Genomic DNA, 23,358 nt, shown 5'->3' with positions numbered 1-23,358 from the left:
TGGGAGTGATATGTGAACCCGTAATTACGGGCTCACTTCTATCTGGATTTCAGGCCTTTTTCCCTCTAATCAATCAGACTCCGAAATATCGAGTTTTTCTACTTTTGAGAAGTACATATCCCGATATTCATGGTTGCTTTGTTGTCTAACTGAGTATGGGTGCAAAGAAGCGCCTGTGATCATGTGGCTAGCATTGAGATCAAAAATAATAAAGGCATCGGACTGAGCATTTTCGTTGTCCCAGTCGATTTTAAATCTATTGTCTTGGAAAGGAGATAAAGTACCTGTTAAGGTTTTCATTCTTGAGGACTTAATCCTCAATTCATCGTCTTCCCTGTAGATAGTCATAGACCCAAACCAAGTATCTTGGTATTCACCAATCACATCTTCTGCAGAGATAGCCATTTTCGCTGTAATCTCAGGTGCAACATAGCGTTCTAAAGACCGCTTTTGACGTTCTGCTCGATATTCTTGATAGGCAGTTATCCAAGTATTATCAAACGCAGAAGCACCTAACATGGCTTTTACGATAGTTTGCATGATCGAGCCGCGAGCACCGTAATTAGAACCATTGTTTAGCACTACAATGCCAAGCTCTAACTCCGGTAATATACCAACATAGGCTTGATAGCCAGAAAGCGTGCCTGTGTGAGAGATAAATTTGTAAGGGCCAATATTAGAAATGCGCCAGCCTAAGCCATAACTATTAAAATGTGTACCATCCCATTCATAATCTGTATCTGAGACTGACAATATAGTGTGACCTTGCCACATTTTTTCTAGTTGCCATTGGGAAAAGGGTAAATTTGTTTTGGTGGCAAGTGCCTTTGCCCACTTTGCCATGTCGTAAGCATTACAGACCATTCCTCCAGCCGCGGCCGACATAAGCGCATCCCCTGTAATAGCGTTGCGAGGAATGGCATAAATGCCTTTTTCATCATCGTAACCATATGACATAGCACTATGTTCAACCGCTTCTTGATTAACCGCGCCGACAAAACAATTCATATCTAGAGGAGCAAAAACTTTGCTTTCGATAAATTGATCAAAGGGTACTTTTGCAACTCTTTCAATCAGTTGACCTGCGGTAATATACAACACATTACTGTAGGCATACTGTGATTTAAACGCGTATTCAGGTGTTAGGTATTTTAAGTTTTCTACCACTTCGCTTCGGCTAAAACCGCTGGGTTCGGGCCAAATCATGCTGTCACCCGCACCACTGACAAGGCCACTGTTGTGGGTTAATAAATCCATAACGGTGAAATGTTCAGTGGCGTAGCTATCTTTTAATCGAAATTCCGGTAAATAATCGATGACTTTATCGTCCCAATTGACCAGACCTTCATCCACTAAAACAGCTAAACCTGCGGCAGTAAATGCTTTGCTGGTGCTGGCTAAACGAAAATAAGTATGTCCAGTAACTGGGGTTTCTTGTTCGACATTGGCAAGACCATAACCTTCTGCGTGAATGATTTCACCGTTAAGGGTAATTGCCACTGACATCCCTGGGGTATTAAAAGCCTCAAGCGCGTTGGTGACAGTATTCGCTAATGCATCTTTGTCCAACTGCAAAGGCGGCATTTGCGCGTTTGCATTGAATAATAAACTGGCTAGGGTGGAAAAAAGGGCAATTCGCCAACGAACAGACATATTTAGAACTCTTGTTATTTTTTTATAAGTCTGCTGGATAATGAATTACATTGCAAATATACAAAAAGATAAACAGGCGCTAGTTAATAGGTTAACTCATTTTTGCTAATAACGATAAAGGCGCTACACGCAATAGCAATTGGACAATAGACCAAGGCCAAGAAGGCACATAAGCATTGGCAACCTCCTTTTCTACTGCTTTGACAATGGCTTTGCATCCGGTTTCTGTGTCAACAATAAAAGGGACTTTTTCTACTTTGTCATTAATTTCGCTGCGAATGAAGCCAGGGTGTACTGTGGTGACATTGATAGGTGTTTTTAACAAGTCCACTCGAATGCCTTCGGTTAAACAGCTTAATCCTGCTTTAGTTGCGGCATAGACGTTTAGCGCGCGTCGAAATCCACGAATGGCACTGATAGAAGAAATTGTGACTAGATGCCCTGCATTTTGCTCTCTAAAAATTTCAACTGCGGCTTCACATTGTGCCAAGGCTGATACAAAGTTTGTGATAGCCGTTTGTTTGTTGGCTGCAAAAAGTCCGGTTCCGACCGAGCCGCCTTTGCCCATGCCAGCGTTAACGATAACTCTGTCAATGCTTCCTAAGCGAGTTTTAAATTGCGCAAATACGTCAAATACGGCCTGGTGATCATTTACGTCAAGAGACAATATTTCTACCTTGATATTAGGATTAATATCGAGCAGTTTTTGTTTTAAGGTTTCTAATCTATCCAAGCGGCGGGCGCAGAGGGCGAGGTTTCGTCCTTTTTTGGCGAATTCTATTGCCATTCCTTCACCTAGTCCTGAACTTGCGCCTGTAATTAATATGTTTTGCCGCATTGACTATCCTTTTTGTTTGATAATTTTTTTACATCGATAGAGTAGGTAGTGCACGAAAACCCATAAATTTTTATAGGCAGGATTGCGCGTCTGTTTATGATGATATCGATAGTAAATTTGTTGCACTATACCAGCCAACCTAAATAATCCATACACCTCATAGAAGGCAAGGTCACCGGGATCCAGTTGTTGTTTACTACAATAATATTCAATCACTTGATCTCTTGTCATCATGCCTGGAATATCAGTGGGTTGACGTCGGGTTTTACGGGCAAAAAAGTCATCATCGCTTTGCACCCAATAGGCCAGACTGTTACCTAAGTCCATGAGAGGATCACCCAAAGTAGCGAGCTCCCAGTCCAATACCCCTAGAATTTTTGCAGGATCTTTTGCATCTAACACTAGGTTATCAAATCGGTAATCATTGTGGGTGATGCAAATAGTTTCTTTGCTTGGAATACGTTCTTCCAACCAACTAATAACCTTATGGGCTTTGGGTACGTTCCAAGTACGGGCTTTTTGGTACCGACTAATCCAGCCAGAGATTTGGCGCTGGGCATATCCAGCACCTTTGCCGATGTGATCAAGGCCTGCTGCCATGTAATCGACGTTGTGTAACGAAATTAGCTCGTCAATGGCAACTTCACATAAAGTTCGCGCCTGTTGCGGTGAAATATCTACGCCACGGGGAAAATATTTGCGCGGGATTATGCCGTCAATTTTCTCCATGACATAGAATTCCGCCCCGATAACAGATTCATCATCGGTATAGCCCAACATGGTAGGAACTTTATCGTAGACAGGTTTAAGACTTTTTTGTAAGCGATATTCTCTACCCATATCATGGGCCCCTTTGGCTTTGGTGCCTTTCGGGGGGCGTCTTAGAATCAAGGAACGATTGTCAAACGCTAAACAATAGGTCCAGTTTGACGCGCCTCCAGAATATTGACTAACTTGCATGGCGCCTTCTAAGTCGGGGACATTAGCATCTAACCATTCTTTTAGGGGCGCTATGTCGAGTTCTTCGCCAGGCCGGACTTTTCCAGCTGTATCTATGATTTGATTTGTCATGTTATTTATATTTCTTTAATTCTAGTCGAGACACCATAGCCATATGCACTTCATCAGGACCGTCTGCTAATCTAAGAGACCGGGCACCAGCGGCAAATCTTGCTAATGGAAAATCGTTGCAAACGCCTCCGCCACCATGAATTTGAACTGCGAAGTCGACAACATCTTGTAGCATATTGGGTACAACTACCTTAATAGCCGAGATATCTACCATAGCGTTTTTCACTCCGAGATTGTCTATACGCCAAGCTGCTTGCATGGTGAGTAATCTGGCTTGTTCTATTGCCATTCTAGCTTTGGCTACTCGTTCTTTATTGCCGCCTAATTCAATCAGTGGACGACCAAAAGCAACTCTTTGTTTGCCGCGTTTTATTGCAAGTTCTAACGCTTTTTCTGTCATACCTATGGCGCGCATGCAGTGATGTATTCGTCCAGGTCCAAGTCGGCCTTGGGCAATTGCAAAACCCTTACCCAATCCCACGAGTAGATTTTCCTTTGGCACTTTTACATTGTCTAGCTGAACTTCTCCATGCCCGTAAGGGCCATCAAAGTCACCATAGGCAGTTAACATGCGTTTGATCGTTACACCATCAGTATCCAGGGGCACAATCACCATGCTGTGTTGATTGTGTTTATCATTTTCTGGATTTGAAAGACCCATAAAAATCATCACTTTTGCCTTTGGGTGTCCAAGTCCAGTAGACCACCATTTAGTGCCGTTTAATAGCAAATGATCGCCTTTGTCTTCGATAGTTGCCGCCATGTTGGTTGCATCTGACGAAGCAACCTCTGGTTCGGTCATGCCAAACACAGAACGAATTTCACCCGCGAGAAGGGGTGTTAACCACTTGGCTTGTTGCTGCTCATTCCCAAAATGGTAAAGGACTTCCATATTGCCGGTATCGGGTGCGTTACAATTAAAGATTTCCGCACCAAATAATATTCTGCCCATGGCTTCTGCAAGTGGCGCGTATTCTACCGTTGTTAACCCCTTACCCAACTTGGCATCAGGTAAAAATAAGTTCCATAAACCAGCGTCTTTTGCTTTTTGTTTTAACTCTGTGATTTGAGGAATTTCTTGCCATTTGGTCCAGTCCCCCGAACCATTTACTTCATGGTTTGTGTCATAAAGTTCTTTTTCGATGGGAAAGATGTGAGTGTCCATAAAATCATGGACGCGTTTGATATAATCTAGTGCTTTAGGTGTGTGTGCAAAATCCATTACTGCCTCCGACATGACTCCAATGTAATGAGTAAAATCATTGTAGCCAAGGCTTTTTTATAACGGAAATTGCTTTTGCTATGGTCTATTAATCACTAATTTTTATAGAACCTATTTATCTTTGTGCGTTAGCAATACCTTGTTTTCACCAATTTTAGACGCCAACACAATTAATGAACAAAGATAAACACCTTCTAGTTAAGAGGTGGCATCATTGTCGATAAAGCCAGTTTTTTCACTGTAATGTTTACGGCACAATGACACATATTTATCATTGCCACCTATATCTACTTGCGCGCCGTCTTTAATTACGTTGCCACTACTGTTTAGTCTCGCTACAAAATTTGCTTTACGACCACAAAAACATACTGTCTTTAATTCACTCAGTTTATCCGCCCAAGCTAATAAATAATGCGAGCCTTCAAAGGTTTCGCCTTGGAAGTCAGTTCTTAATCCGTAAGCTAATACTGGAATATCTAATTGGTCTACGATCTGCAAGCATTGTTTTACTTGTTGACGAGTTAAAAACTGTGCTTCATCAATGAAAACACATCCCAATGGCGTTGAACTGTGTTGTTGATTAACTTCAGCATATAGATCTGTGGACTTGTCGAATAAAGAAGCAGGGGAAGATAATCCTATTCTTGAAGCAATTTTTCCTTTTCCAAACCTGTCATCGAAAGATGCAGTAAAAAGAGAGACTTGCATGCCGCGCTCTTTATAATTATAGGCAGACTGTAATAAAGACGTAGATTTTCCTGCGTTCATCGCAGAGTAATAGAAATATAATTGGGCCATTGTTAGGAAAGGTCCTGCAGTAGTTATTGTTATTTTTGTCGACTAAATTTAGCGCCTGTGTATCAATGTTTATGAATACATACAGGCTCTAGTCTGTATCTTTGTATTGCCAAGAGGTTATTCTATCTGCTTCCATCGGCTTTGCAAAATAGTAACCTTGGAAAATATTAATGCCTAATTGCTGTAACTTTTCCAACTGGTCCTGACTTTCAACCCCCTCCACTATGGTCGAGGCGTGCAGCTGTTCAGCGATAAAATAAGCTGCTGAAACTATAGCGATATCTTTGGTTTCTAATCTATTGATAAAACAGCGATCAATTTTCACTGTATTAAATTCAACTTTTTGTAATTGGCGCAATGATGAGTATCCAGTACCAAAATCGTCTATGGCAACTATAACTCCCATGCTTTGAATTTCACGCACTACATCTTCAATTTGCTCGTAGGACTGAATGACTGAGGTTTCAGTAATTTCCAGCTGAAGACAAGAGGGCGGCATCTCATAAATCGCTAATGCCTGTTTAATATTTTCGACAAAGTAGTCATCCAGCATTTGAATCGCAGATACATTTACCGAAAGGTACTGAGACGTTTTGGCAAATTGCATAAATTCTTTACAGGCTTGCTGCAACACCCAAAGCCCAATTTGATTAATACGTCCGGATTTTTCCGCAATAGGAATAAATTCAGTTGGCGGAATAAATTGTCCCAAATGTTGCCATCGTATTAGCGCTTCAAAGCCAGCGATTGATTTAGTTTTAGTGTTTACTATAGGTTGGTAGACGAGGTGAAACTCACTTTGTTTAATCGCATTGGGTAAGCCTTTTCTTATGCTTTGTTCACGAATATGCTTGGCTGCTATCTCGCCATCGTACACAACTGGTGCCAAATGATGATGTTTTTGTTCATACATTGCCAAATCGGCCATTTGAATAAGTTCTTCGGCTGATGCTCCATGTTCTGGGTAACAGGAAACACCAATACTGGCTTGCATGTTAATAATGTCGCCATTTACTGATAAAGGCTCAGTGACAATGTCAATTAGTTGCTTGGCTAAGGCCAATGGCGAGGATTCATCCTTAAGCAAACTGAAGACTATGAATTCATCACCGCCCCAACGGGCGCAAATTTCGAATGTATCTTTAGGTAAATTGGATAATCGTTGGGCAATTTTTTTCAGTACAGCATCACCGTATGCATGACCGAATCCATCATTGATATCTTTAAAACTGTCTAGGTCGATGAAAAAAATTCCTATTCCTTGATTATTTTTTTCAGCCTGTTTGATTAATTTTTCGCTGTGTTTTAGTAAAGCAGTTCTATTAAGTAGTTCAGTTAGCGGGTCCAAATTAGATAAGCGATAAATTTCTTCAGTGCGCTTTTCTACTTTGTTTTCTAGCTCTTGGGTGTAATTGTCTAGGGCGTTATTGGCCACTTCTAAACGAAAATTGTAATGCTCTATTTGTTTTTTCTCGTGTTCTATAGCATTCGCTAGTTGTTTATTTTTTTCGGTTAACTCAATGGTACTGGTGATAAACTCACTGGCCTTTTTCGCAGATACCAACATAGAAGCCCAATAACAAATACCAAGAATACCGACTAGCCAAAAGCCATCAATGGATAAATTAATTGCCAAAACGGAATAGGGCAGCAATATCATTGACATATACATGGTAGCAATTCGTTGAATTGCCCCCAGTACTGCAATAGCGCCTCCGGCTAGAGCTGCCAAAACGATAGCGGTAATGGTTAGTTGGATAATTTCCATTCTTGCCATAAAGGTAAGTATGAAAACTGCCCATAGGAAACTCGAAGACGTTAGTCCTATACCAAATTTTGCGAAGTGCTTGTACGGGTGTTTGGTGATATCGCTGACATTGCTCATAGTGGTGTAGATATCTACCAGTCGCCCCAAACAAATGACCAACATAATAATGCCCATGGAAATGGCATAATAGCTACCAGATGAAACAAATAGCATGTAACAAAGCGCTGAGAAGGTAATTATGGTAACAAAAACGCCCGTGTAGGCATTTGCATAGAGTAGTTGTACTCTATCGGCGAGCTGTTGACGTTCTATTTTTGATAATAACAATCGACCTACCATTTGGTGTCCATAAAAAAAGGTGCGACTAGAGCGCACCTTTTTCTTAGATTCCGTTAGCAGGCATTTTAGGCCGCGTTTACAGTTTCCTCTTGTGTATCGAGGTGGTCTGTAACTAACTCCATGTCAAAAGTGAACTCATCTACTCTCACCGCTAGCTTACGTTTTTCATTGTAATCTAAAAGAATATCTTTCTCGTTATCGGCAAGTTCACCTCTTTCATTTAATTTTTCTACCGCATTTTCAAATGAAATGAATGGTACTACAGGCGCACTTCGTAATGCTTTTTGAACCTTAGACAGTAGTGGTAAAGCCGCATGTTTTGCTTTGAAAGCTTGCTCGTTGATGTAGTTTCCATCGCCCTCAACCGGCTTAATCAAATGGGTAATTTGCGCTTTAATGCTTGAATCTTCTAACGCCGCTTTAGACAATTCACGTACTAAGTCATCACTGATCTTGCTAGTGGCACCAGTATAAGTATTTGTAAGAACTCGCATTAATACTCTTGTTGGTGCATTTGGGAAGTTGGAAACAAAATCAACAATCGCTTTTTCAGCTTGGCTTAGTGTCCATTCCATTGCATATTTAAAGAAAGGCAGTGCTTGCTGTCTATCTTCAACTCGCTGTTCGTAAAAACGAATAGCTGCCATGCCTGCGTAGACGTAGCTGATAACGTCACCTAATCTAGCAGATAGTAATTCTGCTTTTTTCAGATCGCCGCCCAACACCAATAATGATAAATCAGCTAATGGAGCTAGTTTAGCAGACATAGCATGTAGTCTTTTTTCATACGGCAATACTTCGTTCATTGCTGAATCTGAAGAACGTAAGAAAGGTAAGTAGCTATTTACCATGCTTCTTAACGCATTTTTTACGCTGAATTTCACAGTTTTCGTCAATACTTTATTGAATTGAGCATCAGCGTTTGAATCATCGCTGTGAATAAGATCGACCATGTCTTTAAGGTATGGGTGACAACGCATAGCACCTTGACCAAAAATCATCAAATTACGCGTTAGTATATTGGCACCTTCTACTGTAATTGCGATTGGCAATGCGCTGTAGCCGTTGGCTAATGTATTTTGAGGGCCACGTTGAATAGCCTTACCAGCTTGAACATCCATTGCAGAATTACATACGTCTCTACCTATTTCTGTCATGTGGTATTTGGCAATTGCTGTCACAACAGAAGGCTTAATACCCTGACCTAAACCTTCAGTGGTTAACACACGCATAGCTTCTAACAAGAAAGTTTTACCCGCAATATCTGCAAGTTTCTCTTGAATACCTTCAAAACGGCCAATTGGCAAACCAAACTGTTCACGCACGAATGCATATTCAGCGGTAGATTTGAATGCTGACTGAGCAGTTGCAACACCCATGGCTGGTAATGAAATGCCTCGTCCTGCACCTAGACAAGACACCAGCATTTGCCAACCTTTACCAATGTTCTTTTGACCACCGATAATGAAGTCCATTGGAATGAACACGTCTTTACCTCGGGTTGTTCCGTTGTAGAATTTCACGCCCATAGGATCATGACGGTTGCCCAATTCAACTCCAGGGTGAGATTTTGGTAATAATGCACAAGTAATGCCTAGCTCAAGTTTGTCGCCAAGCAAGTGTTCGGGATCAAATACTTTAAATGCTAAACCAAGTACTGTAGCAATAGGAGCAAGGGTAATATATCGCTTATCCCAAGTGACACTAAGTCCAATGACCTCTTCGCCGTTCCACTGTCCTTTGGTAACTATGGCTGCGTCTGGAATTGCGCCAGCGTCTGAACCTGCTTCAGGACTTGTTAATGCGAAACAAGGGATCTCTTGACCCACAGCAAGTTTAGGTAACCAAAAGTTCTGTTGATCTTCTGTACCATAATGCATCAGCAACTCACCAGGACCTAATGAGTTAGGAACCATAACGGTGACGGCAACAGCGCCACTTCGCGCAGCAATGGTTGCCACTATGGTTGAGTTTGCATAAGGGCTGAACTCTAATCCACCGAATTTTTTCGGAATGATCATAGAGAAAAACTTCTCTTTGCCCAAAAAGTCCAGCACATCCTTCGGAATATGATTGCTATTGATCAATTCAAAATCATTGATCATTTCTAATAAAGTTTGTACAGGACCATCCATAAACGCTTGTTCCTCAGCACTAAGTTTGGCTTGAGGTAATTGTCTAAGCGCATGCATATCAGGATTTCCCTGATAAATACTAGATTCAATCCACACGTCACCAGCGTCTAAGGCTTCTTGTTCGGTGATTGAAATGGGTGGTAATACTTTTTTAAGGCTTTTTCTGATGCTCATGTTAACTTATCCGCTCATCTGACCAGTTGGTATTTGTATGAAAACACATTTTGTCCTTCAGGTCAAAATCTTTAATTGATTAAAAAATGCACTAAACTTTACGCCAGAGTGAACTGATTAACGTTATAATGTTCTATAACGCGTTATTCATTTAATATTTATGGCTTATTGCCGTTAAAACAGCTAGACAGTCTTAAATTGCAAAAAAAGGTTTAATAATATGCGCATGTGGCGAATTATTTTTCTATTTTTCTTAGTAAACACGATGCTAATTTCAACGCCAGTCATTGCTAAAGATCCAGAGAAAGGGTTGGAAATAGCAAAAGAAATGAAAAAGAGAGATCAAGGTTGGGGAGACTCTGTTGCAGACACCATCATGATTTTGCGCTCTCCGGATGGTCAAGAATCGGAACGTGTTTTACAGGTGAGAACGCTAGAAATCGAAGATGATGGGGATAAATCTTTGACTATCTTTTATGAACCAAGAGATGTTTCTGGAACCGCTTTTTTAAGTTTTAGTCACGCCATTGAGCCTGATGAACAATGGATTTATTTATCTGAAGCCAAGATAGTAAAACGTATTTTGTCGCATAACAAATCTGGCCCTTTCATGGGCAGCGAATTTGCTTATGAAGATATGTCGTCGTTTGAAATCGAAAAATTTACCTATGCCTATTTAAGAGATGAAACTTATAATGGGATGGAATGCTTTGTGGTAGAACAATATCCAGAATATGAAAATTCTGGCTATACCAAACAAGTTGTTTGGGTTGATAAAGCGCATTATCGAGCACAAAAAATAGAATTTTATGATCGTAAAGATGCCTTACTGAAAATACTTACCTTAGGTGACTATGAGCAATACAATGGTAAGCATTGGCGAGCACTACGATCAGATATGGATAATGCGCAGACGGGTAAAAGTACCACCTTGCTAATAGAAAACATCAAGTTTAAAACTGGTGTAGACGAGAGTGACTTTAACAAAAATGCGTTAAGACGTGTTAGATAAAAAAACGAACTCAATGCGTAAACTAAATTAAAGATAAAGGGACTATTTTATATGCGTTATTTGTTGGGTTTTACCCTAGTAATAATAGCAACAGTTAGTCATGCTGAACTACGCTTCGCGGGTTCAGCTTCAGTGCAACAGCGGTTTTTCTTCCAAGATGCTGCTTACGAGTTTCAAACCAACAGTCAAGTGTCATTGGCCGCTAAACCTCAGTTTGAATTAGACGTGGGTGATAATGGCTATTTTACCTTCACTCCCTTCGCAAGAATTGATCAGCGAGACAGCGAGCGTACTCATGCGGATGTGAGAGAAGCATTGTACTCAGTGTTTTTTGATAATTGGGAGTTCAGGGCTGGTATAGGACGAGTGTTTTGGGGCCAAACCGAATCTGTCCACCTGGTTGATATCATTAATCAGACAGATTTTGTTGAAACTATTACAAACGAAGAAAAACTTGGACAACCATTGTTAGATGCTCGATATCTGTTGGATACAGGTTATATTAGTTTTTATGCCTTGCCCTATTTTCGTGAACGTACCTTTCCAGGACTTGATGGTAGATTGCGAGGTCCATACAACATAAGTGACGACGCCTTGTACGAATCTGAAGATGAAGAGACTAATCTTGATTTTGCTGTGCGATGGCAGCAAAGTTTTGGCAATTTAGAATTCGGACTGTCTTATTTTGATGGTACTGATCGACTACCAGATTTTGTTCCACAAATAACCGATGGCGATATAGAACTTGTGCCCTTTTATCCACAATTACAACAAGTGGGTTTAGACGCTTTATATGTATTTAACGGTTGGTTATTCAAATTAGAAGCTCTTACTGGCTCACGCATGGATGAAGATTTTTCTGCGGCTGTCGCAGGTTTTGAATTTATGCATGTGAATGTGTTTGATAGTGGCTATGATCTTGGCTATCTGGTTGAATATCAATATGACGAAAGAGATCAAAATCCCTACATATACGGTCAGAATGACATTATGGTGGGTGCTAGATTCGTAGTGAATGATTTTTCAGGTTCAGAAATTCTAGTGGCTTTTATTCAAGACATGGATGAGAGCTCTAGTTATTCAGCAATGATTGAAGCCTCCACGCGTTTAACCTCAAATTGGTCAATAGAAGTTAATGGATATTTCTTTTCAAGCGATAAAGAAGATGATCCTCTGTTTTATATGCGCAGAGATGATCATCTTATGATCCAACTTGAATACTTCTTTTAGGTGTAAACATGAAAAATTGGTTTTTCGCGACTAGCTTTGTTCTTCTTATTACGCTTTCTTATAAAGCTGAAGCTCAACCTGAGTTTTACGGTATTGCCAGTGCAGGATTTGCTCAGACAGAGGTTGAAAGCTACGAGTTAGATAGTTTTTCATATAAAATTGGTTTGGGTTATGAGCTTACAAAGCAGTGGAATATTGAATTTGGTTATCAAAGCTTTGGTGAAGAAAACCCAGCTGATCCTGTGGTCAGTATCAATGAGCCGAGCGCTGAATTATCTGCGCTGTATTTAGCAATGCTGGGTAATGCTGAAGGAAACTTCGGGCAGTTGTATTATAAGGTGGGGCTGCTAGCTATCAACAGTCAAGTTGACTTTATATCTGGTACGGTTTGTGATGCAAGTTTTGAAACTGTATCCACATTAGCAGGTACTCTTTGTTCTATGGATGATACCCTGATTGCTGGGCAGTTAGGCTTAGGATTTGATTTCTATATTCACCATTCAACTATGATCCGTACTGAAATTGAGTGGACTAAAGGGCAAAATGGATTTGAAAGTGCGGCTGTCTATTTAGGTCTACGTTTAAATTTCTAGTGATCTACACATCTTTACTCAACGAATAAAAGGGTAGAGGTGAAAAATGAAAAACGAACTAGATTCAAAACAACTATTACGTGTTTTTGATAAAGTCAGACAACATGGTGAGCATGATGGCGACACATACATGCTCAACGGCGTCAAAGCCTACACTGATTTTGATGGCTATACCGTTTTTATGGAAGATGCCAAAGTCAAATTATCCTTTGGTTTTCATAACCAATACCATTTTGATTATGAAAAAGAAGAACACAGAGAAGACTTCGAGAAAAAACTCAAATCCATAGATCAAGAATTCTAAAGGTTGTCTTTTTCAGCCAAGTGAATGTTATACTTGCAACTTTGTGAGTAACGAGATTATTTAGTGTCAATAAAGTCTGTCAAGCCTCCACACTTTGAACTAAGGTTTTTACTTCCTCAATTTTGGTTAGTGTGGTTAGGTGTGTTTTTTCTTTACCTCATCACTTGGCTCCCTTATCGAATAATATTACTGCTTGGAAAAGGCGTAGGCCGGCTGATCAAAAAGTTAGCGCCTAAACGCGTTGCTGTAGCTAAACAAAATCTACAATTAACCTTTCCCGAATGGAGTGATGACAAAATTAATGCCGTGTTCGAAGCAAATGTTTATCGCACAGGTATGGCGTTGTTTGAAACCGCTATGGGCTGGTGGTGGCCATCTTGGCGGGTTAAGAGACACATTGAATTTGAAGGTATTGAACACGTTGAACAAATCTTAAAGAGTGGAAAAGGTGTTTTTGGTCTGGCTATTCATAATGTGAATCTTGAATTTGCCTGCCGTGGTATAGGATTTTACCATCCAAGCATTGCTTTTTATCGTAAGCACAATAATCCACTCATAGACTATCTTCAATACCATGGGCGTAATCGATCTAATAAGTATATGATCCACAAAAGAAATGCAAAGGCATTGATTCAAGCATTAAACGACAACGAGCTGTGCTTGTATCTACCAGATCAAGACTATGGTCCAGCACAAAGTATTTTTGTGCCCTTTGGAGGCGTAGTTCAAACGGCAACCACAACAGCTACCTTGATGTTTGCTGAACGAGCCAATTGCGTGCCCTTATTAATTACTCCCATGTACACCAAAACTGGCTATAAAATAAAATTTTGTCCAGCAATTGAATATCTTGCCGATAATAATAAAGAGAGAGCACTGACTAAGCTAAATCAAGATATTTTAGAATTAGTCGAGATGCAGCCCGAAAGCTACTTATGGATGCATAAAAGGTTTAAAACGCGTCCGCCGGAGGCACCCGAATCTCTTTATGAGCAATTCAAGTAATGTAAAATTTTGGCTTAATAGAATTCTAGTAATGCTAGCAGTGGTGCTAGCAGCTGTTCTGTTTCTAATTTTTAATCCGGAACCGGGTAATCAAACAACAGCCACTGAAAGCTCCTCCTCAGGCAACGCAGTTGCTGATAATGTGAGCAGGTTTTATTCTGAGTTTAGAGCTAGTTCTAGAGATCCCATTAAAGAAAAATTCGGGGACTTTGTTGTACCTCTCGATAAAGACGACACGCCAATTGACGAACTATTATCAAAATCTAGTAAGACGACAAATAAGGATGTTGATTGGCAAGGAGATTTTAAACAAAGAGCCTTTCCCCAAGGAAGTACTTTGATGAACGAGTCAATGTCCTATTTTGAGCAAGAAGGATTGAGGCTTGTTTGGCATTTAGATCAAGACTTCATTGTGAAAAACCGTTTTATTTCTGAAAACACCTTGGTTGGTATGTTAGAGGAAGTCGCTCAAGCTATTGATGCCAATTTTCTATTGGATGTACAGATTTATTATTGTGAAGCACAAGCAACCATGGTGATCACAGATAAACTAGAAAGCTATCTGATTGACAACTGTCGAATTTATCAAGAATATTAGTTGTCATCTTCTTCTCCACCTGAAAACAAACAACTAAAACGTCTCACATTATTTAAATATTTTGATAATTCAGTACTGGGTTGAACCTGCTTTTTATCTGCGAGTTGCAATCTATGTCCTTTATGCCTTAACCATAAGTAACTCTCTTGCAGACGCTGCATTTGCTCATCATTAATAAACCCAAGTTGATTGGCCGTTTCTAGAATACGTAAATTATCAGACCACTGTGTAAGCTCAGGTGATTTGTGGGCGTTTAACAAGACTATGTATTGAACGGTAAATTCTATATCTACTATGCCACCGATGCACTGCTTTAGATCTACCGCCTCAGCGGTTGATTTATCTAGGTGCTGGCGCATTTTTTCGCGCATCTCCAAAATTTCTTGTTTCAACGTAGCGGGCTCTCTAAATTGACTTAGAATTTGCTTTCTGACTTGAATAAATCTTTGTTCCAAACTTGGTTGACCGCAGATGAATCTGGCTCTAGTCAGCGCCTGATGTTCCCAAGTCCAGGCTTCTTGTTGTTGGTACTCGGCATAGCTGTCAATGTGAGAAATTAATAATCCTGAATTTCCCGACGGACGCAATCGCAAGTCAATTTCATATAAAATCCCTTGATAAGTTTGAGTCGAGCAAAGGTGAGAAATGCGTTGCACTAGTTTGGTATAGAAATCTTGATGGCTTATAGGTTGTCGATTACCTGAATCATCGGTTTTTTCTGTTCTATCAGCATCGTATAGAAAAACCAGATCCAAATCAGAGCCATAACTTAGTTCGATACCACCGAATTTCCCATAGGCGATGATTCCCAGACCTTTTTGATTATCGGCTAAATTAGGCCGACCAAACTTTTCGCATATTTGATACCAAGCTTGTTCAACAACTTCTGAAAGCAATACTTCCGCAAGAACTGTGAGACGGTCACTGACTTTATTGATTGGCAAGGTCTTGCTGATATCCGCCGCCGCAATTCGAAGTTGCTGCGCATGTTTAAATTGGCGTAATGCATCCATTTGTGACTCCACATCCTCAAGAGGAATGCGTAATAAAATTTGGCGTAAATCGTCAGCTAATTGTCGTTTAAATTCATCTACCGATAAATCTTCTGGGGTTAAGTAATTTGGATGGAGCAACTCATCTAGCAAGATGGGGAAGCGAGCGATTTGTTTTGCGACCCATGGGCTTTTACGGCATAACAAGTAAAGTCTATTACGTACATCGGGTGTTTCATTGAGTAAGTCAATGTAAGTAGTTCGCCCCAAAACTGTTTGTAAAATTGCAAAAACGCCGGAAATACAATTTTGCACACCATTCGCTTCTGGCTCCGGTGTACCCTGATCATCTAACACACTGATTTCTTGAATTAATTGAGGCATCAAACGTTGCAGGCTTTTTTCACCTTTAGGCGACACTATACTGCGATGAATTTTGTCCTTTAGTTCATGGATTTGCTCACACAACAGAGTTTTAGATTGATCTTGCATATTATCTGGTAACAGTGACAATTGCTCATCAAGGTTCAAATCTAAACGCCAAAGATCGATATAATTTTCGTCAACTTCTTCGTTTTCTTGATTGTCTTCAGACGTATCAATTAGATCACTAAAAATGCTGTGGATTCTCTGCATAGATGCATCTATTTGTGATACACAAGAAGTAAAATCCGGATAGCCTAAAACATAGGCTAAGCGCTGCTGATCTTTTTCATCTTCAGGCAGGGTTTGGGTCTGCTCATCATTAAAAATTTGCAAATACTGCTCAACCAAACGCAAAAATAAATAATCATCACGAAGGTTCTTGGCCGTATCATCTGTAATAATCTGGCATCTGGATAAATTTTTTAAACTTACTAGTAATGATTGTTGTTGACAGTCTGGTTGTCTACCAGCGTGAATTAATTGCTGACTTTGCGCGAAGAACTCAACTTCTCTAATCCCGCCTTTTCCCAGTTTTATATTATTTTCAATTTGTTTGCGCCTGACTTCCTTTTCAATTAGCAGTTTCATTTCACGTATCGACTCTATGGTCGTAAAGTCTATGTATTTTCGATATACGAAGGGTTTAACAATATCAATTAACTCTTGGGAAAATGGGTTAGGGTTTATTATCCGCATTTTCTGCATGGCAAATCGTTCCCATTCGCGGCCTTGCTCTTGCAAATAATGTTCGAAGGCATTTAGAGGTAACACAAGCGGACCGCTGTCACCCATAGGGCGTAATCGCATATCAACCCGATAAGCCCGGCCGAATTGGTTAACTTGATCAAGTGAGGCTATTAGTTTCTGGGCCAGTTTGGTAAAGAATACCTGATGTTCTACTGGCTTTCGGCCTTCTTGAGTTTCACCGGTAAAAGAATATGCAAAAATCAGGTCTATGTCGGAAGAGAAGTTTAACTCTTGTCCACCAAGTTTCCCCATGCCCATAATTTGCAGATGTTGCTTGCGTTCAGGATAGCCATAGCGTTTGGCAAGGTTTTCATAGTGCCAATAATAGGCCGAGCAAATTATATGATCTGCAAGCTTTGAGACCTGCAAAAGGCTGGTCTCAATGCTATGAAGTTGCAACAAATCTGCTATTGCTATTTCAGCCATGCGGATTTGACGATATTGTCGGATATGATTGTTGAGTTCATTCTCAGTTGTTGAAGTGTCTACCAAATCTGAAAAAGCCGCGTAATGTGAAGTGTCTACTTGTTTGCTGTCGAGCAAATTGAATAACACTGGGGCAAACAATGCTGGAAACTGTTCACAAGTGCGCAAGACAAAGTCACTTAGACTTAACACGCGATAAATTGCTGGTTCAAAAGTCGCAATTGAAGCTAGTTCTTGCAATAGTTGTTGGTACGCTTTAATTACGTGCTCAGTGGGATGTTCGGGATTAAATAATGCCATTGATCTATGTCAGCCCATAAAGATGTTGGTATACTATAAACATAAGGACAAGTTGGCAATTATCTTCGATTCATCAATACATTACGGGACACTGCATGGAACAGTTAGTAAAGCTTCTGCCTATCTCGCAAGACACACCTATTTACTTGGCTATAGATGTAGGTATAGCAATTATTCTTTTATTTTCAATACGATCTCTGTCAGGTTTTTTTAGCAAAAAAAGCGTGCGTAAAGAGTTAGGTGAAAAAGATAACTTTGCATTTGGCATCAGCATGGCTGGCCGCATGCTGTCGTTAACTATAGTGCTTTCTGCTGTAGTAGGCAGACACATAGGATTAGGTTACGACGTTGCAGCAATTGGCATGTTGTTATTTGGTGCTAGCGGCCTATTTCTAGTGAAAGTTGGGCGTTTTGCGCATGATAAATTGGTACTGAATCGTTTGGACAAAGACGAAATGATAGACCAAAAAAATGTGTCCGTAGCCTTAGTTGATGCCGCTAGTGCCATTGCTTCGGCATTGATTACTAAGAGCATAATAGATTGGGCGCAAGGCACTGATACAAAAGCCTTTGTTGCGGTATTTTCAGGTGCCTTAGTGACGTTATCAGTTTTGTTATTTGCGACTCGACTGTATGAATACAGATTTAAAGAAAGCAATCAAAGCCATTCATTTCAGAAAACCTTAACTAAAGGACAGGTAGCGCTCGCTATTCAACATTGCGGTAACTTAATTGGAATTGCCATCGCAGTGTCATCCGCCAGCAAAATTCTACAATACGATCCTGATGGTTATGTGAGTAATCTTACAGGTTGGCTGATTGTTGGTTTGGGATTAGCAGTGATACTGATGGTAATGACTTCTATAACTAAACGAATCGTGTTACTTGGCGTCAAATGGCAATCTGAAGTGGTGTTACAGCACAACATTGGTGTCGCCAGTATAGAGGCTGTGTTATCCATAGGTATAGCCTTATTGTTTAGCCAGATTTTTGTTGTGGTCTAATTAAAATAGATACAAAAGTTAAAATGCCGTTGGCATAAGCAATTGTCTATTTACCAAGGCCCACTTTTGTTTGGGTCTTAGTTTTTTCACCCAAATCTCAGCTTTTAATGCGGTTGATTTATTTTCCAGTTGAGTTTGAAACACTAAAGATAAGGGCGATTTGCCTCTTAGCGCTTTTGCGGATTTATAGTTTTGCGCGCAATGCTCATTAAAGCGTCTATCTACATCAGTGGTTATGCCACAATATAAGCTGTTATTCGACGTTTTTACTAAATAGAGAAACCAAGGAGTTACTGCTTTTTGCTCATTCACTGGTATACTCGGCGTCATCCAAAAATACAATCATACTTATCTCATATGCAATTACCAGACTTTAGCAAAGCAAACATTCTGATATTAGGTGACTTGATGTTAGACCGGTATTGGACCGGAGCGACAGCCAGAATTTCGCCGGAAGCCCCTGTGCCTGTTGTCAATGTAAATGAAGCTGAAGATCGACCTGGTGGCGCTGCAAACGTAGCGGTGAATGCGGCAGCATTAGGGGCACAAGTCACTCTTTTGGGCTTTGTTGGAGAAGATGAGTCGGCCAATATTTTAAAAAATAAACTTGCGGCTCATGGCATAAACACAGATTTCATCTCCGTTCCCGGGTTTGACACAATTACTAAATTACGCATTATGAGTCGGCATCAACAATTAATTCGCTTAGATTTTGAAAAATCTTTCGCTTCGGTCGATAAACAAGAGATAACAGAAAAGTTTGCGCAACAGGTTGCACAGGCGGATGTGGTGATTTTATCAGATTACGCGAAAGGTGCTTTAACTCAAGTTAATCAACTTATCACTTTAGCCACGGAACATCAGGTACCTGTTGTTGTTGATCCAAAAGGCAGCGATTTTAGCAAGTACGCTGGCGCTAGTGTTATCACCCCTAATTTAAGCGAATTTGAATTAGTGTATGGTGCGGCCGATACTGAAGATGAGTTAGCAGAAAAAGCCTTTAAGGCCTGTGTGTCCCATAAGGTTAAGAATATCTTGTTGACGCGTTCGGAAAAAGGCATGAGTTTATTTAGCGATGGGCAGGTTTTTCACAATCCCGCATTGGCTAAAGAAGTATACGATGTGACGGGGGCGGGAGATACAGTGGTATCGACCCTTGCTTGTGCTCTCGCGGTGGGAAGTGAATTAAAGGTTGCTTGTCAATTAGCTAATCATGCAGCCGGCGTTGTGGTTGGGAAATTGGGTACTAGTACAGTTACTAATACTGAGTTGGCATTGGCAATCAATTCTCATAAATCTGTGGATGCTGGCGTGTTAGCGGAGGCTCAATTAATACAAGCGGTTCAGCAAGCGAAAGATAGAGGCGAAAAGGTGGTGTTTACCAATGGTTGTTTTGACATTCTTCATGCGGGACATGTGAGTTATTTGCAAGAAGCAGCGGCATTAGGAGATAGGTTAATCGTAGCGGTAAATAGCGACGAATCGGTGAGAGAGCTTAAAGGCGAAGGCAGACCGGTAAATAATGTTAACAGGCGCATGGCGGTGTTAGCCGGTTTACAATCGGTGGACTGGGTTGTTGAGTTTACCGAATCAACTCCACATAGGATTATTACTGCACTTATACCAGATATTCTGGTCAAAGGTGGAGACTATAAGATTGAAGATATTGTAGGTGCAAAAGAGGTGGTGGATAACGGTGGTAAAGTCTACTCATTGTCATTTGAGGACGGGGTATCCACAACGGGGATTATTACCCAAATATTGAATCAACAAAATTCACTTAAAAATTAGTCAATTTGTGCCAAATAAAAGCTGCTTTCAGCTATAATACCAAGCTATAAAAGTTGGGCTCAGGCAGTAAAAAATAAGGAAATTGCCCATGCAAAGGACAATAGGAATTTAAAATATGTACGAAAGTTATTACGGACTAAACTCTAAGCCTTTTCAATTAACACCTGATCCGGCGTTCTTTTATCAAAGCAGATTACACCAAAGAGCAATGTCTTATTTGCAATATGGGCTTTCTCAGGCAGAAGGGTTTATTGTTATTACTGGTGACATAGGTACAGGGAAAACCACCATTGCCAATAGCTTGTTGGACAATATTGAAGACGATATTTTAGCGGCCCAGATAGTAACGCCGAAATTAAGTCCAGACGAACTTGTCAAAATGGTAGCCTCAAAACTGATGATACCTGTAGAAGGCAAGTCAAAATCTGAAATTCTGGAAGTGCTAGAGCAATTTTTGAACCAGCTGGCAGCCAACGGCAAACGTGCTTTATTGTTAGTTGACGAAGCGCAGAACTTACCTCTAGAGACCATTGAAGAGTTGCGTATGCTGTCGAACTTTCAAAAAGACGGCAAACCTCTGTTGCAAAGTTTCTTGTTGGGACAGGCTGAATTACAACAAATATTGCGCGCGCCTAATATGGAGCAGTTTAGACAGCGCATAGTCGCCTCTTGTCATTTAACGCCATTGAGCCGAGATGAGATGGAAGAGTATGTGGTTCACAGATTAACCCATGGTGGATGTGAACGACACGATCTTATATCTAAAGAAGCGTTTGATGAAATTTACAAATTTACCAATGGCGTGCCTCGTAAGGTTAACACTCTTATGGATAGGGTGCTGCTTTACGGATTTCTAGAAGAGCTTGAGAGCATCCAATTAAAAGACGCAGCTCAAGTGATAGATGAAGTGAAAGCTGAGATGTTTGTGCCTGGTAAAATGCATGAATCCTTTGATCAAGTTTCTGATCATATGAGTGCGACTTCAGTGCCAGGTCAAGAAGTACCGGAACATCTAACACCCAAAGGAAATCGTATCCAAGATGCAAATTATTACAAAGCCATTCTAGAAGAATTGGTGGATGCATTGGACGACGCAATTAAGCACAAAATAAAACTTACTCAATACATTGATAAGCTATTGAAAAAGCGCTACCAAGCTTATGTTCGTTTAAAAACGGATGATGAAAGGAAGTAAACAAAAGCCCTCATATTGAGGGCTTTTTTGAAGACAGTAGAAATTATTGTTTATTCGAAAATTCGTAACGAATACTTAAGGATATGCGGTTGTCAGTCAAAGGCCCTTCTAAGCCTATGAAATTACCACCGATTCCAGCATTGGTAGCATCGCCTTGGCGGTCAAGGTATTTGTAACCAATAGATGCAAATAAACGCGTTCTAAATCGTCGTTCGAAGCTCACCCCAAACTCTTTCACTATTGAAGACTGGTCTTCTCCATCTTGTACTCGATCATAGTTGGTGTATCTAGCGTTAAGCTCTAATGTGGTTCGACTTACCACTCTAAACGATGCAGTCAATTGTGCTGAGTCTGAGGTTGTATTTAAATCGCTTTCAAGATCTTCATTTTTCGTTCTGCTTAAGTTTAACGAAACATTTGTTCGACGGCGTTGAATGCCGGTGGTGTACTGTGCTGTCTTTAAAATAATTGCATTGTTATTTAGCTGGAAGCGAGAGTCTACAAAGGGCACTAAATTAATATCGTCGAGACCATTGTTTGGTACATTGGGAGTATCTAACAACTCACAATTTTCAATATTAGTGTCACCATCCGGACAATTGAAGAGTAAAAGTTCTGAATTATCAATAATTTGAGCATTTGTTGTCACTACTTCCTGATAACTAAACCTGTTTCGCCAGTGTCGAGTGTTATGGGAAAATGAGATATTGCTAGAATCACCGTAGAATCGTTTACTCACATTGGCTTCGAGACTCGTTCGCGAGGTGAAGCGCCATCTGATGTTAGCGCTGATAAATGTATCGTCGTCATCGAAGTCGCCATCAATGTCTAAATCCTCGGTGTCTCTAAAGGACTTATTCAATGCCACCCGAATGCTTCTATCACGACTAGGACGCCAAGTAACGCCTAGGCCATATGAGTAGTACTCTTGAAGTTGTAAAGCACTTACATTGGCACTGCCAATGTCATTATTTTCATAGGTGCCTAGTATGGAGAACAAGAGGCTATTACTAATGGTGGGAATATTCAACTCCGCATTGACCATTGATGACTCGAAATCACTGCTACCGGAACGTTTGGTTTCTCTTATAGAACCTTGGATTCTGTAGGTGACAGGTAATATGTCGTCGCCACTTGTTAAATCTAACCCAATATCATAGGTCTCACTATCGAGATTTAATGAGGAACTAATTTCTTGCTCATAGTCAGTGGTTAATTTTCGGTAACCTATTTGCGAACTAAGACCGAATAATTTTCGATTAGGTAGGTCAAATCCAACTTCAGCACTTTTTGTAGTCAACTTCGCAAGGTTTTGCGCGTCCACTAGAAAGTCTTCAAAGATGAAGGAGTTTTCAAACGGATTTCGATAATTTTGTTGCCAACCAGCTTGGGCGTACATGAGGTCTGGCACAATATTTAAACGTAAAAGACTATTAAAAGTAGTGTAATTATTAGTGACGTTCTCGTCGTCTAGAGAGCGCCTCACGTGATTGTGCTCTGCAGAAATTACAGCTCGAAGTAACTTAGCCTCGTATTGTGAATAAATTCTTGGCGTCAAGACTAAATTATTCGAATCAATATCACGATTTTCATCAATTACTTCGATATCTTGGTGGACATACTTCGCCTCTATATCTGAACGCAGAGTCACTTTTGCGTCTGTTGTTTCAGCGAAACAGAGCATGAGCAAAGTTGCAGTAATCGAAAGTGGTATTGACTTTATTCGAGCTTCCATTG

At 40.4% G+C, this 23,358-nt stretch carries 19 protein-coding genes; 9 read left to right on the top strand and 10 right to left on the bottom strand.

The features are described from left to right. Positions 1–69: 69 nt before the first annotated feature. The 7 genes from ACNKW3_RS05480 to ACNKW3_RS05450 all read right to left on the bottom strand — a co-directional run bounded on the left by ACNKW3_RS05480 (position 70) and on the right by ACNKW3_RS05450 (position 9,998). Positions 70–1,653 carry a serine hydrolase gene (locus tag ACNKW3_RS05480; RefSeq protein ID WP_427398272.1) on the bottom strand — a complete coding sequence of 528 codons (1,584 nt, stop codon included), beginning with the start codon at positions 1,651–1,653 and terminating at the stop codon, positions 70–72. A gap of 91 nt (positions 1,654–1,744) precedes the next feature. Continuing rightward, on the bottom strand, positions 1,745–2,491 hold the full coding sequence (locus ACNKW3_RS05475; protein WP_427398271.1) for an SDR family oxidoreductase: 747 nt from the start codon (positions 2,489–2,491) through the stop codon (positions 1,745–1,747). 3 nt (positions 2,492–2,494) lie between these two features. Further along, positions 2,495–3,562: a phosphotransferase family protein gene (locus tag ACNKW3_RS05470; RefSeq protein WP_427398270.1), complete on the bottom strand. Its 1,068-nt coding sequence runs from the start codon at positions 3,560–3,562 to the stop codon at positions 2,495–2,497. Position 3,563: 1 nt separating this feature from the next. Next, positions 3,564–4,784, bottom strand: coding sequence for an acyl-CoA dehydrogenase family protein (locus ACNKW3_RS05465; RefSeq protein WP_427398269.1), 1,221 nt, complete (start codon positions 4,782–4,784; stop codon positions 3,564–3,566). A 198-nt stretch (positions 4,785–4,982) separates the two neighbouring features. Further along, positions 4,983–5,582 carry a thymidine kinase gene (locus ACNKW3_RS05460; RefSeq protein ID WP_427398268.1) on the bottom strand — a complete coding sequence of 200 codons (600 nt, stop codon included), beginning with the start codon at positions 5,580–5,582 and terminating at the stop codon, positions 4,983–4,985. An 88-nt stretch (positions 5,583–5,670) separates the two neighbouring features. After that, on the bottom strand, positions 5,671–7,689 hold the full coding sequence (locus tag ACNKW3_RS05455; protein ID WP_427398267.1) for a putative bifunctional diguanylate cyclase/phosphodiesterase: 2,019 nt from the start codon (positions 7,687–7,689) through the stop codon (positions 5,671–5,673). Between the two features lie 65 nt (positions 7,690–7,754). Continuing rightward, positions 7,755–9,998 (bottom strand): acyl-CoA dehydrogenase, encoded by a 2,244-nt coding sequence (locus ACNKW3_RS05450; RefSeq protein WP_427398266.1) that lies wholly within the window; start codon positions 9,996–9,998, stop codon positions 7,755–7,757. Between the two features lie 265 nt (positions 9,999–10,263). On the opposite strand from ACNKW3_RS05450, the gene ACNKW3_RS05445 reads away from it, so the two are divergent. From ACNKW3_RS05445 to ACNKW3_RS05420, 6 genes are all read left to right on the top strand, one after another. After that, a complete protein-coding gene (locus ACNKW3_RS05445; RefSeq protein ID WP_427398265.1) occupies positions 10,264–11,010 on the top strand; it encodes an outer membrane lipoprotein-sorting protein in 747 nt (248 codons plus the stop codon). A 51-nt stretch (positions 11,011–11,061) separates the two neighbouring features. Continuing rightward, a complete protein-coding gene (locus tag ACNKW3_RS05440) occupies positions 11,062–12,240 on the top strand; it encodes a hypothetical protein (RefSeq protein ID WP_427398264.1) in 1,179 nt (392 codons plus the stop codon). An 8-nt stretch (positions 12,241–12,248) separates the two neighbouring features. After that, complete coding sequence (locus tag ACNKW3_RS05435; protein WP_427398263.1) at positions 12,249–12,833, top strand: outer membrane beta-barrel protein; 585 nt, start codon at positions 12,249–12,251, stop codon at positions 12,831–12,833. Positions 12,834–12,879: 46 nt separating this feature from the next. Further along, positions 12,880–13,137 (top strand): DUF3081 domain-containing protein, encoded by a 258-nt coding sequence (locus tag ACNKW3_RS05430; RefSeq protein WP_427398262.1) that lies wholly within the window; start codon positions 12,880–12,882, stop codon positions 13,135–13,137. A gap of 63 nt (positions 13,138–13,200) precedes the next feature. Next, complete coding sequence (gene lpxL / locus ACNKW3_RS05425; protein WP_427398261.1) at positions 13,201–14,142, top strand: LpxL/LpxP family Kdo(2)-lipid IV(A) lauroyl/palmitoleoyl acyltransferase; 942 nt, start codon at positions 13,201–13,203, stop codon at positions 14,140–14,142. Continuing rightward, positions 14,126–14,740 carry a TcpQ domain-containing protein gene (locus ACNKW3_RS05420; RefSeq protein ID WP_427398260.1) on the top strand — a complete coding sequence of 205 codons (615 nt, stop codon included), beginning with the start codon at positions 14,126–14,128 and terminating at the stop codon, positions 14,738–14,740. The genes lpxL and ACNKW3_RS05420 overlap by 17 nt, the downstream gene beginning before the upstream one ends. Here ACNKW3_RS05420 and glnE read toward each other — a convergent pair. Next, positions 14,737–17,631 carry a bifunctional [glutamate--ammonia ligase]-adenylyl-L-tyrosine phosphorylase/[glutamate--ammonia-ligase] adenylyltransferase gene (gene glnE / locus ACNKW3_RS05415; RefSeq protein ID WP_427398259.1) on the bottom strand — a complete coding sequence of 965 codons (2,895 nt, stop codon included), beginning with the start codon at positions 17,629–17,631 and terminating at the stop codon, positions 14,737–14,739. The genes ACNKW3_RS05420 and glnE overlap by 4 nt on opposite strands. Before the next feature lie 95 nt (positions 17,632–17,726). Here glnE and ACNKW3_RS05410 point away from each other — a divergent pair, with 95 nt between their 5' ends. Continuing rightward, positions 17,727–18,635: a DUF350 domain-containing protein gene (locus tag ACNKW3_RS05410; protein ID WP_427398258.1), complete on the top strand. Its 909-nt coding sequence runs from the start codon at positions 17,727–17,729 to the stop codon at positions 18,633–18,635. A gap of 18 nt (positions 18,636–18,653) precedes the next feature. Here the strand turns inward: ACNKW3_RS05410 and ACNKW3_RS05405 are convergent, their stop codons facing one another. Then, positions 18,654–18,965: a GIY-YIG nuclease family protein gene (locus tag ACNKW3_RS05405; protein WP_427398257.1), complete on the bottom strand. Its 312-nt coding sequence runs from the start codon at positions 18,963–18,965 to the stop codon at positions 18,654–18,656. Positions 18,966–18,992: 27 nt separating this feature from the next. Between ACNKW3_RS05405 and hldE the strand changes: the two genes are divergently transcribed. Next, a complete protein-coding gene (gene hldE / locus ACNKW3_RS05400) occupies positions 18,993–20,426 on the top strand; it encodes a bifunctional D-glycero-beta-D-manno-heptose-7-phosphate kinase/D-glycero-beta-D-manno-heptose 1-phosphate adenylyltransferase HldE (RefSeq protein WP_427398256.1) in 1,434 nt (477 codons plus the stop codon). A 115-nt stretch (positions 20,427–20,541) separates the two neighbouring features. After that, positions 20,542–21,621, top strand: coding sequence for an XrtA/PEP-CTERM system-associated ATPase (locus tag ACNKW3_RS05395; protein WP_427398255.1), 1,080 nt, complete (start codon positions 20,542–20,544; stop codon positions 21,619–21,621). 43 nt (positions 21,622–21,664) lie between these two features. On the opposite strand, the gene ACNKW3_RS05390 is transcribed toward ACNKW3_RS05395, so the two are convergent. Continuing rightward, positions 21,665–23,356, bottom strand: a complete 1,692-nt coding sequence (locus tag ACNKW3_RS05390; RefSeq protein ID WP_427398254.1) for a hypothetical protein — start codon at positions 23,354–23,356, stop codon at positions 21,665–21,667. Positions 23,357–23,358 lie beyond the last annotated feature (2 nt).

Origin of the sequence: Glaciecola sp. 1036 (assembly GCF_050306235.1) — a bacterium.
Classification (GTDB): domain Bacteria; phylum Pseudomonadota; class Gammaproteobacteria; order Enterobacterales; family Alteromonadaceae; genus Glaciecola.
This window is presented reverse-complemented; position numbering and strand designations above follow the sequence as displayed.